General features: G+C 52.0%; 11 protein-coding genes and 2 pseudogenes. 9 read left to right on the forward strand and 4 right to left on the reverse strand.

Features of this window, described 5'->3' with window-relative positions:
- The first annotated feature begins 77 nt into the window (after positions 1–77).
- Positions 78–775, forward strand: a protein-coding gene (locus DA718_RS29855; RefSeq protein ID WP_227015939.1) for an IS1-like element IS1A family transposase whose coding sequence is annotated in 2 segments (ribosomal slippage) — positions 78–327 and positions 327–775 — 699 coding nt in all. Because the reading frame shifts where the segments join, the coding sequence is not laid out codon by codon here.
- Positions 776–801: 26 nt separating this feature from the next.
- On the forward strand, positions 802–1953 hold the full coding sequence (locus DA718_RS29860; protein ID WP_267285578.1) for a glycoside hydrolase family 1 protein: 1152 nt from the start codon (positions 802–804) through the stop codon (positions 1951–1953).
- 221 nt (positions 1954–2174) lie between these two features.
- On the opposite strand, the gene DA718_RS29865 is transcribed toward DA718_RS29860, so the two are convergent.
- Entirely contained in the window at positions 2175–2780 is a 606-nt protein-coding gene (locus DA718_RS29865; RefSeq protein WP_000509966.1) for a recombinase family protein, read from the reverse strand.
- 94 nt (positions 2781–2874) lie between these two features.
- Here DA718_RS29865 and DA718_RS29870 point away from each other — a divergent pair, with 94 nt between their 5' ends.
- A complete protein-coding gene (locus DA718_RS29870; protein WP_001553819.1) occupies positions 2875–5772 on the forward strand; it encodes a Tn3-like element Tn5403 family transposase in 2898 nt (965 codons plus the stop codon).
- Between the two features lie 32 nt (positions 5773–5804).
- Here DA718_RS29870 and DA718_RS29875 read toward each other — a convergent pair.
- A pseudogene (locus DA718_RS29875) lies at positions 5805–8549 on the reverse strand (Tn3 family transposase); the annotation flags it as partial.
- 159 nt (positions 8550–8708) lie between these two features.
- Here DA718_RS29875 and DA718_RS29880 point away from each other — a divergent pair.
- The 5 genes and pseudogenes from DA718_RS29880 (at position 8709) to arsC (ending at position 11991) form a co-directional block, all read left to right on the forward strand.
- Complete coding sequence (locus DA718_RS29880; RefSeq protein ID WP_004206571.1) at positions 8709–9287, forward strand: recombinase family protein; 579 nt, start codon at positions 8709–8711, stop codon at positions 9285–9287.
- Between the two features lie 175 nt (positions 9288–9462).
- Positions 9463–10668 carry a chromate efflux transporter gene (chrA, locus tag DA718_RS29885; RefSeq protein ID WP_049015982.1) on the forward strand — a complete coding sequence of 402 codons (1206 nt, stop codon included), beginning with the start codon at positions 9463–9465 and terminating at the stop codon, positions 10666–10668.
- Positions 10669–10678: 10 nt separating this feature from the next.
- On the forward strand, positions 10679–10984 hold the full coding sequence (locus tag DA718_RS29890; protein WP_004206574.1) for a PadR family transcriptional regulator: 306 nt from the start codon (positions 10679–10681) through the stop codon (positions 10982–10984).
- Positions 10985–11103: 119 nt separating this feature from the next.
- Positions 11104–11553: pseudogene (locus DA718_RS29895) on the forward strand (ArsB/NhaD family transporter); the annotation flags it as partial.
- Positions 11554–11565: 12 nt separating this feature from the next.
- On the forward strand, positions 11566–11991 hold the full coding sequence (gene arsC / locus DA718_RS29900) for a glutaredoxin-dependent arsenate reductase (protein ID WP_049015986.1): 426 nt from the start codon (positions 11566–11568) through the stop codon (positions 11989–11991).
- A gap of 128 nt (positions 11992–12119) precedes the next feature.
- On the opposite strand, the gene DA718_RS29905 is transcribed toward arsC, so the two are convergent.
- Together DA718_RS29905 and DA718_RS29910 are read right to left on the reverse strand one after the other, a co-directional pair.
- Positions 12120–13348 (reverse strand): IS3 family transposase gene (locus DA718_RS29905; protein WP_167492795.1). Its coding sequence is split into 2 segments (ribosomal slippage): positions 12120–13033 and positions 13033–13348, totalling 1230 coding nucleotides; the frame shifts between segments, so codons are not numbered across the junction.
- 313 nt (positions 13349–13661) lie between these two features.
- Positions 13662–15320, reverse strand: coding sequence for an FAD-dependent oxidoreductase (locus DA718_RS29910; protein ID WP_049015483.1), 1659 nt, complete (start codon positions 15318–15320; stop codon positions 13662–13664).
- A 161-nt stretch (positions 15321–15481) separates the two neighbouring features.
- Here DA718_RS29910 and DA718_RS29915 point away from each other — a divergent pair, with 161 nt between their 5' ends.
- A complete protein-coding gene (locus tag DA718_RS29915) occupies positions 15482–15832 on the forward strand; it encodes an ArsR/SmtB family transcription factor (RefSeq protein ID WP_000928911.1) in 351 nt (116 codons plus the stop codon).
- The last annotated feature ends 161 nt before the right edge of the window (positions 15833–15993 follow it).

Consider the following 15993-nt stretch of genomic DNA (forward strand, 5'->3'; position numbering starts at 1 on the left):
GTGGTATCAGATTGATGGGGTGGGTGATGCTGCCAACTTACTGATTTAGTGTATGATGGTGTTTTTGAGGTGCTCCAGTGGCTTCTGTTTCTATCAGCTGTCCCTCCTGTTCAGCTACTGACGGGGTGGTGCGTAACGGCAGAAGCACCGCCGGACATCAGCGCTATCTCTGCTCTCACTGCCGTAAAACATGGCAACTGCAGTTCACTTACACCGCTTCTCAACCCGGTACGCACCAGAAAATCATTGATATGGCCATGAATGGCGTTGGATGCCGGGCAACTGCCCGCATTATGGGCGTTGGCCTCAACACGATTTTACGTCACTTAAAAAACTCAGGCCGCAGTCGGTAACCTCGCGCATACAGCCGGGCAGTGACGTCATCGTCTGCGCGGAAATGGACGAACAGTGGGGCTATGTCGGGGCTAAATCGCGCCAGCGCTGGCTGTTTTACGCGTATGACAGGCTCCGGAAGACGGTTGTTGCGCACGTATTCGGTGAACGCACTATGGCGACGCTGGGGCGTCTTATGAGCCTGCTGTCACCCTTTGACGTGGTGATATGGATGACGGATGGCTGGCCGCTGTATGAATCCCGCCTGAAGGGAAAGCTGCACGTAATCAGCAAGCGATATACGCAGCGAATTGAGCGGCATAACCTGAATCTGAGGCAGCACCTGGCACGGCTGGGACGGAAGTCGCTGTCGTTCTCAAAATCGGTGGAGCTGCATGACAAAGTCATCGGGCATTATCTGAACATAAAACACTATCAATAAGTTGGAGTCATTACCGGCCACGGATAATCCCCGATGGCCTCGGGCCAGTTAATTTGGTCGCGGTTCAACATTACAGGCGTTTTATTGACGATCTTAAGGATGCTGGTATCAAGCCTCTGGTCACACTCTATCACTGGGATATGCCCCTTAGTCTCGCCCAGGCAGGAGGCTGGAGCAATCGCAATTCAGTAGAATGGTTTGCTCGTTATGCCGGTGTTATCTTTGCAAACTTTTCTGATCAGGTCAGTGATTTTATCCTGATTAATGAACCATCTGTCGAAGTCGCGCAAAACATAAAAGCTCAGAGGTATTTGAGAGGGGATTTCAGTAATCCTGTTCCTCCGATTGTAGCAACACCTGAAACACTTGAGCTATCTCTCAAATCTTACAACCATATCCTGTTAGCGGCCGCAAAAGCCAGAGAAGTATTTACCGCTGGACACTATAAAGGCCGCCTGGGGATTGCGGTTCCTCTCAGTCCTATCCTGACCGCTTCGGATGCCTCCGACAAGGACAAAAATGATGCGCGTCTTGCTGATGGTATTCTCAACCGCTGGTTCCTGGATGCCATGTATAAAGGTACTTATCCGGAAGATGTGATCCAGCTTGCAAAGAATATGAAGCTCGATATCGGTGTGAAGGATTCTGACGCCAGAACGATTGGGAACGCTCATTTTGATTTCCTGGGTATCAATTATTACTCCCCATTTTTCATCCGGCATGGAGGTAACCAGAAAGGGTACAACCCTGAATTGTATATTCCCGAGGGGCAACTTGCCGCATTTAACGGTGCTGTCAGACCAGATCAACTTACAGCCTTGCTAACCAGAGTTAAAACTGAATACGGTAACCCGCCGGTGATTATCACCGAGAATGGTGCTGGTTTTACGGGCGAGGATAAACTGGTTAACGGCAAAGTCGCTGATACCAAAAGATGTGAATATATCAGAGATCACGTTTCTGCTATGCAAACTGCAATAAAAGATGGCGCACGAGTTGAGGGGTATATGGTGTGGTCAAGTCATGACAATCTTGAATGGTTTGGTGGGTATAATGCCAGATTTGGCATTATTTATGTGGACTGGGATACGCAGGTCAGAACCCCCAAACAGAGTGCATATGCTTACAGCAAAATCATTAAAGGCGAGTGGAACTCCTCCTCACTATGCCAGCCATAATGACGATAAGGGGTGCATTTCGCGCCCCGAGATAAACACATTAAAAATGGTTATCGCTCAATTAACAGGTATTCTCGCTCTCCTTGCTGGTCTTGAAGTGGCCGACAAAAATTGGCCACGACATGAGAGCATTTCTAGAACCAATGAACGTTCGCTCCTGGCACAGGGCCACCCACGACAATACCAAAGGGGTCGGTTCCGGCTGAGGGCGAAATGACACCCTAAGCGTTAGCTCTGTGTCGTTGCACGATGTCAGCGACGGTATTCTTGCTGATACCGAGCTCGCGTGCGATCCAGCGATAGCTGCGTCCCTCGGCCCTCATCGCAACCACCTTAGGCAAAAGTCGGTCTGATTTTGGTCGCACTCCGGCCTGACGACCAAGCCTCTTACCACGTGCCTTCGCAACAGCAAGGCCTGACTTGACCCGCTCGCTGATGAGATCCCGCTCAAACTCCGCAATGCCGGAAAGAAACGTCGCCAGCATTCGTCCATACGGCGACGAAAGATCGAACGCCATTCCATTCATGGCTATCACGGAAACCTTCCAGTTCTCCAGTTCACGTAGCGTATTGAGCAGATCGAGCGTCGAGCGCCCCCACCGGGAAAGCTCAGTGACCAGGATTGCATCAATTTGTCTGGACTGGGCAAGCGCCAGGACTTTCTTTCGCTCGGCCCGGTCGAGTTTAGTTCCTGAACCTGTTTCCTTAAATATTCCCACCACGTCGTAGCCGGCACGGCCGGCGAAGGCTCGCAGATCAAATTCCTGGCGTTCACAAGACTGATCCGCTGTTGAAACCCGGCAGTAAATGGCGGCACGATGTCCCAATTGAACCCTCCTGGATTTTTGTATCGGAACGCCCTGATTTATATGGGCTGGCTGTTGTCCAAAACAGACTATACTTCAAAAGGGACGAATTTGTATGTCACGACGCCATATTTTCACCGAACGGCAGCGAGCAGCGCTGTTCGATCTGCCCACGGACGAACTGTCGCTACTGAAGTTCTACACGCTGGGCGATGATGACCTGGAAAACATTAGGCAGCGCCGCAGACCGGAAAACAGGATTGGCTTTGCCCTGCAACTTTGTGCCTTACGATATCCGGGCCGTGCACTGGCTCCTGGTGAGATGATCCCGCGTGAAGTCCTTTCCTTCGTCGGTGCTCAGCTTGGAGTTCCGGCTGATGCGCTTCTCACTTATGCCACACGGCGCCAAACCCGTCAGCAGCACATGGACACGCTGCGCGAAATTTACGGCTACAAGACCTTCACGGGCCGTGGTGCCCGTGATCTGCGGGAGTGGACTTTCGGCCAGGCCGAAGATGCCAGATCAAACGAGGATCTTGCTCATCGTTTTATTGTGCGGTGTCGGGAAACTTCCACCATTCTGCCCGCAGTATCGACAATCGAGCGCTTGTGCGCGGATGCTCTGGTCGCCGCTGAGCGGCGGATTGAAACGCGGATTGCAGAAAATTTAACAGCGGATGTTCGCGATCACCTGGACAAACTTCTGAGTGAAATGCTCGCCGGCAATATCAGTCGTTTCATCTGGCTTCGCAACTTCGAGGTTGGTAACAACTCGGCTGCTGCTAACCGTTTGCTCGACAGGCTCGAATTTCTGCGTACCCTGAATATCAATCATAGTGCTTTGGCCAGCATACCTGCCCATCGCATTGCCCGGCTGCGTCGGCAGGGTGAACGCTACTTCACCGACGGTTTGCGTGACATCACTTCGGACCGCCGCTGGGCGATCCTTGCCGTCTGTGTTGTGGAGTGGGAAGCGGCGATTGCTGATGCCATAGTCGAAACCCATGACAGGATCGTAGGAAAAACCTGGCGGGAAGCGAAGCGCCAGCATGACGAAACAATTTCCGGCTCTAAAGCCACACTCACGGATACGATCCGTACCTTCACCGCGCTGGGAGCTTCGTTGCTTGAGGCCCGCAGTGACGGAACCCCGCTGGAGATGGCTGTCGCCAGTTCGGTTGCATGGGACCGGCTCGCTCAACTGGTAGCGACAGGGACTCAACTCAGCAACACGCTAGCCGATGAGCCTCTTGCATATGTCGGGCAGGGATACCATCGCTTTCGTCGTTATGCGCCCCGCATGTTGCGCTGTCTGAAGCTCGAAGCCGCGCCGGTCGCCGGACCATTGGTAGCAGCAGCTTTGTCGATCGGAGAGATGAAAGGTGTTGCATCGCCAGAAAGACGTTTCCTGCGGCCCAGCTCCAAATGGAACCGTCATTTACGAGCTCAGGAAAAAGGAGATACCCGTCTTTGGGAAGTGGCGGTACTCTTTCACCTCCGGGATGCTTTTCGTTCCGGAGATGTCTGGCTCGCTCATTCGCGCCGCTATGGTGACCTCAAGCAGGTACTGGTGCCGATGATCGCGGCGCAGGAAAATGCAAAACTGGCCGTGCCTTCCAACCCACAGGATTGGCTGGCAGACAGAAAGGCGCGACTCACGATCGCTCTTAAGCGGCTGGCCCGGGCTGCCCGTAACGGCACTATTCCGCACGGTAGCATAGAAGATGGAACGTTGCGGATCGACAGGTTGACAGCAGACGTGCCGGATGGTGCCGAGGCACTCATACTGGATCTGTATCGCCGAATGCCGTCCGTTCGGATTACCGACATGCTGCTTGAAGTTGATGCAGCCCTTGGTTTCACAGATGCGTTTACCCATCTGAGAACCGGGGCTCCATGTCGCGACCGGATCGGTCTGCTCAACGTCCTGCTCGCTGAAGGGCTCAATCTGGGCCTGCGTAAGATGGCGGAAGCTACAAACACGCATGATTACTGGCAGCTCTCACGCCTTGCCCGCTGGCATGTTGAAAGCGAAGCCATGAACCAGGCATTGGCAATTGTGGTGGCCGCGCAGGGTAAACTGCCGATGTCACGCGTCTGGGGGATGGGCACGTCAGCATCGAGCGATGGTCAGTTTTTCCCGACAGCGCGGCATGGCGAAGCCATGAACATGGTCAATGCCAAATATGGTTCTGTTCCCGGCCTCAAAGCGTATACTCACGTAAGCGACCAGTTCGCGCCATTCGCTTGTCAGTCGATCCCGGCGACCGTGAGCGAGGCACCGTATATTCTCGATGGACTACTGATGAACGAGGTCGGTCGCCATGTTCGCGAACAGTATGCCGATACAGCAGGATTCACCGACCATTTGTTCGGAGCCAGTAGCCTGCTCGGCTACAATCTCGTTCTGCGAATCAGGGATCTGCCATCGAAGCGGTTGTACGTATTTAATCCCGATACGACCCCCAGGGAGTTACGCAAGTTGGTAGGTGGAAAAGCCCGGGAGGATCTTATCGTTGCGAACTGGCCTGATATTTTCCGTTGTGCCGCGACGATGACCGCTGGCAAAATCAGGCCCAGCCAACTCCTGCGCAAGCTCGCTTCTTACCCACGACAAAACAACCTTGCAGTTGCGCTTCGTGAAGTTGGTCGTATTGAACGGACCCTTTTCATTATTGAGTGGATCCTGGATACGGACATGCAGCGACGTGCTCAGATCGGTCTTAACAAGGGAGAGGCCCACCATGCGCTCAAAAATGCGCTCCGTATCGGGAGGCAGGGGGAAATTCGCGATCGCACGACAGAGGGGCAGCACTACCGAATCGCTGGGCTCAATTTATTGACTGCGGTGATCATTTACTGGAATACCGTCCATCTTGGTCATGCCGTCACGGAGCGGCGGAACGAAGGGTTGGATGTTCCCCCTGAATTTCTTCCCCACATATCCCCATTGGGCTGGGCGCACATTCTACTGACTGGCGAATATCTTTGGCCCAAGGAACCGAAAGCTTAGGGTGTCATTTCGCCCTCAGCCGGAACCGACCCCAGACCGCTGGCTCGATAGCTCTGATTCTCCAGCCCCCGATCTCTGATTTCACCCAGCCGATGCATAAAGACCGCTCGCGCAAGGGCATTGCGAGCCTCACCTTTATTCAGCCCCGCATGTACGCGTCGACGCAGTAAAGGATCCCTGAACCAGTCCAGCATAAACAATGACCTTTCGATGCGGCCAATCTCTCTCAGCGCCTTTGCCAGACCATTCTGCTTCGGATAGCTTGCCAGCTTTTTCATCATCAGTGATGCTGTTACCGTTCCCTGCTTTATAGAACTTGCCAGACGCAGCACCTCATGCCAGTGGGTTTCAATTTCCTTTAGATTCAGGCTGGTTGTCGAGATGATTGACTGAAGCCCCTGATACAACTCAGCTTTTCCATGAATAAACAGCCGTTTGTCATGAAGATCCCGGATCCTTGGCGCAAAAGCGAATCCGAGCGGATGCATTAGCGCAAAAACATGCTCAGTGAAACCTGCTGTGTCGGTGTAATGCTCTGTAATTTCCAGATCAGTTTTGTGGTACAGCAGACCATCAAGTACGTGTGTTGAATCCCGCACGCGGCTGATAACTTTGGTGTAAAACGGGCTGTATTGGTCCGAAATATGCGTATAAATCTGCACGCCTGGATCCTGACCGTATTTAAGATTGACCTGACCAGCATAACGCCCGTGACTCCCCACCCGAAAGTTCTGTCCATCAGACGATGACGTTGTTCCATCGCCCCAGAATGCCGCCAGAGGGCTTTTTTTCTGGGCATTGACCAACTCGGCCAGCGCAGCTGAATAGGTTTCATCCCTGATGTACCAGGCCTGAATGCCCTCGAGTGACGATTTGGTCGTTCCCGGACAGGATTCGGCCATTTTTGTCAGTCCAAGGTTGATACCATCGGCCAGGATGGTGGTCAGTAACAACTTTCTGTCTTTAGGTCTGACGTGATTGTTTTTGAGATGTGTGAAATGGCGGGTAAAACCAGTCCAGCCGTCCACTTCATCCAGCATTTCAGTAATTTTAGGGTGAGGGAGCATGCCATAAACCAGATCGCCAAAAGGGGATGCTGCTGAAGGGACACTGTTATCCAGCGGGGTAATTTTCACGCCTTTATCCGATATATCAACATCGGGTAAATCACCGGCCAGCGCCATCGCGTTAACTTCTTCCAGACGCGATGCAAGAAGCGTCAAACGGCTCTTGATGTATTCATGGCAATCGGCCGGAACAGCAAGGGGTAACTGGTTATCCCGGAGTGATTTTTCAAAATCGTCTGACGGGATCAGATAATCATCGAAATTCCTGTAGCGGCGTGACCCCTTTACCCAGATGTCACCTGAACGTAAGGCTCCCTTCAGTTCATTCAGCACGCAAAATTCGTAATATTTTCGGTCAATGCCGGTGGGGGTGATCACAACCTTTCTCCAGCTTTCCGGGATGAACCCGATTGGCGCGGAAGGCGGTACTTTTCGGAGTTGTTTTCTATACATATCTCTGACGGTATCCAATGCGTCACTGAGCTGCATTGCGGCGGGTGCAGCCCTGAACTGCAACACGGACAGCATCCGGGGGGCGTATTTACGCAGCGTACTGTATTTTTCTGTGATCAGATGCAACGGGTCGAAGTTGTCCTTACGTGACAGGAACCGCGTCTCTTCCACGCTGTTGATGAATTCCTGCCAGGGAAGGACGTCTTCTATTGCGGCCCAGGGATCTTCCCCGGACTCTCTGGCGTTAAGTAATGCCTGTCCGACGGTAACGTATTGCTTCAGTTTACTCTGAATCAGCTTTCCCGTTTGCTGGAGCCGCTCGGCCTGAGTACGTTTTGCCCTGCTGAACAGACTACTCAGAATACGCTCGTGCAGATCAATAACTTCGTCAGTCAGGGTGGATCTGGCCTCCGATATGATACAAACCAGCGAGGCATAACGGCGAACATCCGTGAATCTTGCCAGATCCCGGCTACTCATTTTCCTGCCTTCGCGTGCGAGTTTCAGGAGTCGGTTCTGGTGAACGGAAAGTGCAATGCCGTCAGGGAGTGCCAGCGACTCAATCGCATTTAACCGGTCGATATGTTGCAGGACATTTTTACCATTAATTTTTCCCGGAGGCTGGAGCAGCCAGGCCAGCCGTGAAGGTTGCTCACCCTCAGATACCAACAGACGGTCCAGTGCCGCTTTATGCCCTGGTTCAAGCTGCGCGGTAAGCGCAGAAAAAACCGCCCTGTCGGCAAGTGTTGTTGCTTCGGCCAGGGTTCGTTCGATCACTTCAACAGAGGGGAAAATAACCTTATTATTGTGGAGCCAGGAGAGCATTTCCTCCGCAAGTAAAAAACCTCTGTCTGTCCGCATGGCGTGGGGATAAAGGTGGCGAATACAGGTTTTTTGCAGCGCCCGGTTAAAAGGGGATAATTCCAGGTAGCGGTAGAGTTCAGCCAGATGTTCCCAGCGGGTGACCTCTCTTGATGCATACTCGGCCCACAAATCAGACTGGACTTTCAAATGAGCCGCCAGCCTGAAGACAACACAGTCGTGAGGTGAAATACTTTTGTCGGGAGGAAACCCTGGTCCTCGCAAATAACAGAGTAAAACTGCAAAGCCCAGACGGTTAGCTGGCCTGCGGTGTTTATTAATGAGCGCGAGGTCATGTTCACTCAGAAAGCACATGCGCGTCAGAAATACGTCATCATCCGGCACAATCAACAAGCGTTCTTTTTCTTCACTACTGAGTATTTGTCTCCGTGGCATAAATACTTCCCTCGCGTATAGTTTCCATATGTTATGGATTGGCTATGACCGAAACCGGTCGGTTTCGTACGCCTCGCAAACAATATGTCCGAAAGTCAGCGAAATTTGTTTCGTACATACGTTATAATTCGGACACCCTTTGCGTACGGAAAGTTTCCTATGTCACGAGTTTTTGCCTACTGTCGGGTCTCCACTCTGGAACAGAATACAGAAAACCAGCGCCATGAAATTGAAGCGGCGGGTTTTGCCATCAGACCCCAGCGGCTGATTGAGGAACATATAAGTGGTTCGGTTGCTGCCAGCGAAAGACCAGGGTTCATCCGGTTGCTTGATCGAATGGAAAGCGGTGACGTATTGATTGTCACCAAACTTGACCGACTCGGCCGTAATGCGATGGATATCCGAAAAACAGTTGAACAACTGGCTACTTTAGATATCCGTGTTCATTGTCTCGCTCTCGGAGGTGTGGATTTAACCAGCCCGGCCGGAAAAATGACTATGCAGGTGATTTCAGCTGTGGCTGAGTTTGAGAGGGATCTGCTGATTGAACGCACACATTCAGGGATTTCTCGGGCAAGATCAGCCGGGAAACGCTTCGGTCGTCCGCCCATCTTGAGCGAGGAGCAAAAAAAAATAGTGTCAGAGCGCCTTAATTCCGGGGCCAGTATCAGTGCGGTTGCCAGAGAATTTAATACCACCCGGCAAACCATACTCCGGGTAAAAGCAGGACAGCAATAATACTGAATGTGAATAAAGCCCATAACTGGCCAGGCAGTTGAAACTGTTCTTGAAGTAAACATCTGGAAAGCATGAAACATCATTCTATCCACAGGGAGCAGTGGCTATTATAATCGAATTTCGATAACGAAATTCGATTATAATAGCCAATAAAACCAGCAATCAGGATCTGACCATGAACGATACTGCCAGGAATGATCACAGCCCCTGGGCTGTCTTTCTGATTTTCTTCCGACTTGGCCTGACATCCTTCGGCGGCCCAATTGCCCATCTGGGTTACTTCCGCGATGAGTTTGTGACGCGACGGCAGTGGTTGACCGAGCGCAGCTATGCAGATTTGGTCGCTCTGTGCCAGTTCCTTCCGGGACCAGCAAGCAGTCAGGTTGGTATAGCGCTCGGGCTGTCCCGTGCCGGTTATACCGGGGCGCTGGCAGCATGGGCCGGCTTCACGCTACCGTCAGCAGTTGCACTGATCCTGTTTGCGCTGGGGATGACCAGTTACGGGGATATGATGCCCTCTGGTGTATTGCATGGGCTGAAAGTGGTAGCCGTTGCGGTGGTCGCGCAAGCTGTATGGGGCATGGCCCGAAATCTTTGCCCGGATATACCGCGTATTACTGTCATGGCAGTGGCAACCTGCTTTGTGCTTCTTGTGCCATCGGCCTGGGGACAGGTGGGAGTAATCGTCACTGCGGCTGTCACTGGCATGTTACTGTTCAAACCTCAGCAGACGACGGTACATGATCCGCTGCCCGTTTCAATACGGCGTCGCGTCGGATTGTTCTGGCTCACGCTGTTCTTTGTGCTACTGACAGGGTTACCATTGCTGACGGCGATATTCCCAAATCCGACGCTGTTAATGGTAGAAACTTTCTACCGGACCGGATCACTGGTTTTTGGTGGCGGGCATGTCGTGCTGCCATTACTGCAGACTGAAGTCGTTCCTTCTGGCTGGGTCAGCACTGATACATTCTTGGCTGGCTACGGCGCTGCCCAGGCCGTTCCTGGACCATTGTTCACTTTTGCAGCCTTTCTCGGGGCTTCGATGAACCAGGTGCCTTCTGGCTGGCTGGGTGGTCTGGTTTGTCTGCTGGCAATTTTCGCACCGTCCTTCCTTCTGATTGTGGGAGCATTGCCGTTCTGGGAAAGTCTGCGCCGCAATATCCGTACACAAGCAGCGTTGCAGGGTATTAATGCAGCCGTAGTTGGCCTTCTGCTGGCAGCTCTCTATCAACCAGTATGGACGAGCGCAGTTCTCGCTCCGCAAGATTTCGGCCTTGCCCTTGTGGCACTGGTCGCTCTGATGTTCTGGAAACTGCCGCCGTGGCTGGTCGTAGTGAGTTGCGGTGTTGCGGGTTGGTTGTTGAGTTTAGCACTGTGAGGTTCCGGGCGTGACCGACAAAGATCTTTACGGCGGGATGATCCGTTTGCACATCCTGCATCATGCAGCCAAAGAACCCGTCTTTGGTCTGGGCATCATTGAGGAATTGCGACACCACGGTTATCAACTCAGCCCGGGTACCCTGTATCCGATGCTGCACGGTATGGAAAAGAAGGGGTATCTCACTTCACGACATGTTCAGGCCGGTCGACGAAGTCGGCGAGTATATGAAATCACCGGACAAGGGCACATAGCGCTAACGGACGCCAGAAACAGGGTGAAAGAGCTGTTCGGTGAACTTGTTGAAGGCAAATGATATGCCTATGGTTTTAGTCCGGTCTGCCGTCTTCTGAAAACGACAGACACATGTAAGATTATCCGCTGCCTGGCAGAAGGAGACTTTGTGAAAACGCTCATGGTGTGTATTTATACGATCAGAAGGCGTTTTTTTCGCTGGGCATGTACCTGGTGGTCTATGGCCTGCGCAATGCCGGGCTCACGGAGTATCTGTCTGGTGTACTGAACCTGCTGGCAGAAAAGGGGTTATGGGCAGCAACGTTCGGCACCGGCTTCCTGACCGCGTTCCTGTCGTCGGTGATGAACAATATGCCGACGGTGCTGATTGGCGCGCTGTCGATTGACGGGAGTACGGCGACTGGCGTCGTCAAAGAGGCAATGATTTATGCCAACGTGATTGGCTGCGATTTAGGCCCGAAAATCACCCCGATTGGCAGTCTGGCAACCCTGCTTTGGCTGCATGTGCTTGCCCAGAAAAATATAACGATCACCTGGGGTTATTACTTCCGCACCGGCATTATCATGACTCTGCCCGTGCTGTTTGTCACTCTGGCCGCGCTGGCGTTGCGGCTTTCCATCACTTTGTAATGAGATAAAGATATGAGCAACATTACCATCTATCACAACCCGGCCTGCGGCACTTCACGCAACACGCTGGAGATGATCCGTAACAGCGGTAACGAACCGACCATTATTTATTATCTCGATACGCCACCGACCCGTGATGAGCTGATTAAACTTATTTCAGATATGGGAATTACGGTGCGTGCATTGCTGCGTAAGAATGTTGAGCCTTATGAACACCAGGGCCTTGATGAAGAGAAATTCAGTGATGAGCAGTTGATTGATTTTATGCTTCAACATCCGATCCTGATTAATCGGCCGGTAGTCGTTACGCCGCTTGGCACTCGTCTTTGCCGCCCTTCAGAAATAGTGCTGGATATTCTACCTGAAGGTCAGAAAGGAGTGTTTACCAAAGAGGACGGCGAAAAGGTCATTGACGAAACGGGGAAGCGGGTTAAGTAACCTGTTTTTTTCGTCTCATTTTTATCGTATTCGGGCGTCTGTCTGTACCATGCAGACGCTCGCTTTTTGTAATGCCAGCTAAAGAAACAGGTTTAACGTAGGATATTTTCCGTTTTCTGGATTTGCCCCTATATTTCCAGACACCTGTTATCACTTAACCCATTACTGGCCTGCTGCCGTAGATATTCCCGTGGCGAGCGATAACCCAGTGCACTATGCGGATGCCATTCGTTATAATGCTCGAACGCCTCTGCAAGGTTCTTTGCTGCCGTTAACCCGTCTGGTTTAGGCATGATACTGATGTAGTCACGCTTTATCGTTTTCACGAAGCTCTCTGCTATGCCGTTACTCTCCGGACTCCGCACCGCCGTGTTCTTCGGTTCAAGCCCCAACATCCGGGCAAACTGCCGTGTTTCATTAGCCCGGTAGCATGAACCATTATCCGTCAGCCACTCTACTGGAGACGCCGGAAGCTCGTTGCCGAAGCGGCGTTCCACCGCTCCCAGCATTACCTCCTGTACTGTTTCACTGTCGAAGCCGCCCGTAGTGACTGCCCAGTGCAGTGCCTCACGGTCACAGCAGTCCAGCGCGAACGTGACTCGCAGTTTTTCTCCGTTATCACAGCGGAACTCGAACCCGTCAGAGCACCATCGTTGATTGCTTTCTTTCACGGCCACTTTGCCAGTATGTGCCCGTTTCGATGGCGGTACAGCGGTTTTTCGCTCAAGCAACAGCGCATTCTGGCGCATGATCCGGTAAACACGTTTGGCATTGATCGCAGGCATACCATCAAGTTCGGCCTGTCTGCGAAGCAGCGCCCATACCCGACGATAACCATACGTGGGCAGCTCTCCGATAACATGGTGTATACGGAGAAGCACATCCGTATCATCTGAGTGACGGCTGCGGCGACCATCTTTCCAGTCATCGGTTCGTCTGAGAATTACGTGCAACTGCGCACGCGACACCCGGAGACAACGGCTGACTAAGCTTACTCCCCATCCCCGGGCAATAAGGGCGCGTGCGCTATCCACTTTTTTGCACGCCCGTATTCAACGGCTTCTTTAAGGAGTTCATTTTCCATCGTTTTTTTGCCGAGCAGGCGCTGGAGTTCTTTAATCTGCTTCATGGCAGCAGCAAGTTCAGAGGCAGGAACGACCTGCTCTCCTGCGGCCACAGCAGTAAGACTTCCCTCCTGGTATTGCTTGCGCCAGAGAAATAACTGGCTGGCTGCCACACCGTGTTGCCGGGCAACAAGGGAGACCGTCATTCCCGGTTCAAAACTCTGCTGAACAATAGCGATCTTTTCCTGTGTAGTACGCCGTCTGCGTTTCTCCGGTCCTAAGACATCAATCATCTGCTCTCCAATGACTAGTCTAAAAACTAGTATTAAGACTATCACTTATTTAAGTGATATTGGTTGTCTGGAGATTCAGGGGGCCAGTCTATTTTCCAAGCGGACCCCTTAATGACTAGCAGCCTGGAAGTACGCTGTGTGCCAAATCCAAAAATAGTCATTCACACCCTGAATCACTTTAAAGTGATTCAGGGTATGCGCTTATAGCTGCCATTCAAGGCGTTAATAATTTTTGTAGATTTTCTATTCCATATAATATGTTTTCAACGAATCTGGAGAAATGAAGTGCCATGTGTGTATGGCACTTCATCTCTTATTTACTCATTGACTCCGTTACCGTCTGCCAGGTTATGAAACCACCACTCAGATTATATGTCCGGAAGCCGTGAGCCTGCAGAATACGGTATGCCACATGCCCGCGCAGGCCACTCTGACATCCTATAAAAATTTCTTTATCTTTAGGCAATTTTCCAAGGTTTTCCCGCAGGGAATCAAGAGGGATGGATAGCGCGTCAGGATATTCACCAAATTGTTTCAGTTCGGCAGGAGAGCGAATATCAAGTAAACAATAACTGCCCGGTTCCCGTTGTAACACATCGCTGACATGACATATGACCGTATCTCCTTTCATTACATTTGTCGCCACCATACCAGCCTGGTTAACGACGTCCCTTGCACTGTTAAAAGGTGGAGCATAAGTCAGCTCAAGATGTTCGAGATCGTTGACGGTAAGCCCCGCGCGCTGTGCGACAGACAGGACATCGATGCGTTTATCAACCCCTTTTTTCCCTGATGCCTGAGCCCCGAGAATTTTACCGGTATCGGGGCTGAACAGCAGTTTCAGACTGATCATCGTTGCCCCCGGGTAGTAACCGGCATGATCAGCGGCATGGACGTAAACCTTCTCGTATCGGGTGCCATGAACTTTCAGCTGCTTTTCATTCGCACCGACGCTGCCAATACTCAGCGAAAATACCTTACAAATGGATGTCCCCTGACTGCCATGGTAAAGGCTGTGACGATCTAGCATGTTATCAGCAGCAATGCGTCCCTGGCGGTTGGCGGGCCCTGCCAGAGGAAAATTAGCGGGTTCCTGAAAGACAAAGTCTGGGGTTTCAACGGCATCCCCCACGGCGTAGATGTCAGGGATACTGGTCTGCATACAGGCATTGACGCTTATGCCTCCCCGTTTACCCACTGCGAGCCCGGCTCCTGTGGCAAGGCTGTTCTCAGGTTTTACCCCGATGGCGAGAATAACCATGTCGGTCTGCAGAAACCCACCCTCAGACAGTGCAACGCGGAATCCCGTCTCTGTCCGCAGTACCTCGGTGAGCGCCGTTCTGAGACGCAGATCCACGCCATGACTCCGGATTTCCTGATGCAGGGCAGATGCCATTTCAGGATCAACCGGAGCCATAACCTGTTCCCCCATCTCCAGCAGGGTCACATTGATCCCCCGTTCGCTCAGAGCCTCCATCACTTCAAGTCCGATAAATCCCCCCCCGACAAGCGTGGTGTGAGCTACGTGATGTTGCTCAATCCACCCCAGGATAGCATCCATGTCAGTAAGATTTCGCAGCGTAAAGACACCCTCTTCCTGTAGCCCGGGCAAAGGAGGGACAACCGGAGCGGCGCCGGTACTGAGGAGCAGACGATCCCATTCTTCGCTATAGACCTCCCCTGAGGTCAGATTTTTAACCGTCACCGTTTTATTAACCGGATCCACTGACGTCACTTCATGACAGATACGGACGTCTATGTTAAAGCGGGATTTAAAATCCTCCGGGGTTTTCAGAATCAGTGACTGCCTTAAAGGAATTTTTCCGCCTATATGATAAGGTAATCCACAGTTGGCGAAAGAGACATCGCTTCCCCGTTCAAACACAACAATACTGACATCCTCTGATAACCGACGAGCTCTGGCTGCAGCGGATGCCCCGCCGGCAACACCACCAACAATCACTATTTTCATTACATCCTCTCTGTTCACCCGGGGCAAAAATGCCTGCCAGATATAATCGTTTCCCCGGGCCGGCAGGACGCTGCAGACCTGACGAACACGATGGCAAAATTACGATACCGTCAGTATACTAAATTATATTATATAAAAACACATAGTATGAGAAATCAGCAATGCTCATGAATGAAGACACAAAACGTCAGACAGATATGAAGAATGCGGCCCTGAGGGCAGCAGATGTCTTACGGGGACTGGCCAACAGCGACCGGTTGCTGTTGATGTGTCAGTTAAGCCTGGGGGAAGCGAATGTGGCCGGGCTGGAAGCGGCGGTCGGTATCACTCAGCCGACCCTGTCCCAGCAGCTGGGTGTCATGCGCCGCCTGAAGCTGGTCGAGACCCGACGGGCAGGTAAAATGGTATATTACCGTATTGAGGATAACCGTATCATGACGTTGTTAAATACCTTATATGATCTCTACTGCCCGCAGGCAGGCACCGGTAAAGGAAGCCATAACAACGAATAATATGATCCTGCTTTCCCCGTAAACCGTTTTATCCGTGCATCATTAACCCTGTTCAGGCTGTGAAATGCCAGACCGGAACCTGCGATACCTTAACGGGAAAACAACAGTGGTCCGGATATACCAGCCGATGATGCCCGTCACGGACTGTATTTCTCGTTCAC

It is taken from the genome of Klebsiella huaxiensis, assembly GCF_003261575.2.
Taxonomy (GTDB): domain Bacteria; phylum Pseudomonadota; class Gammaproteobacteria; order Enterobacterales; family Enterobacteriaceae; genus Klebsiella; species Klebsiella huaxiensis.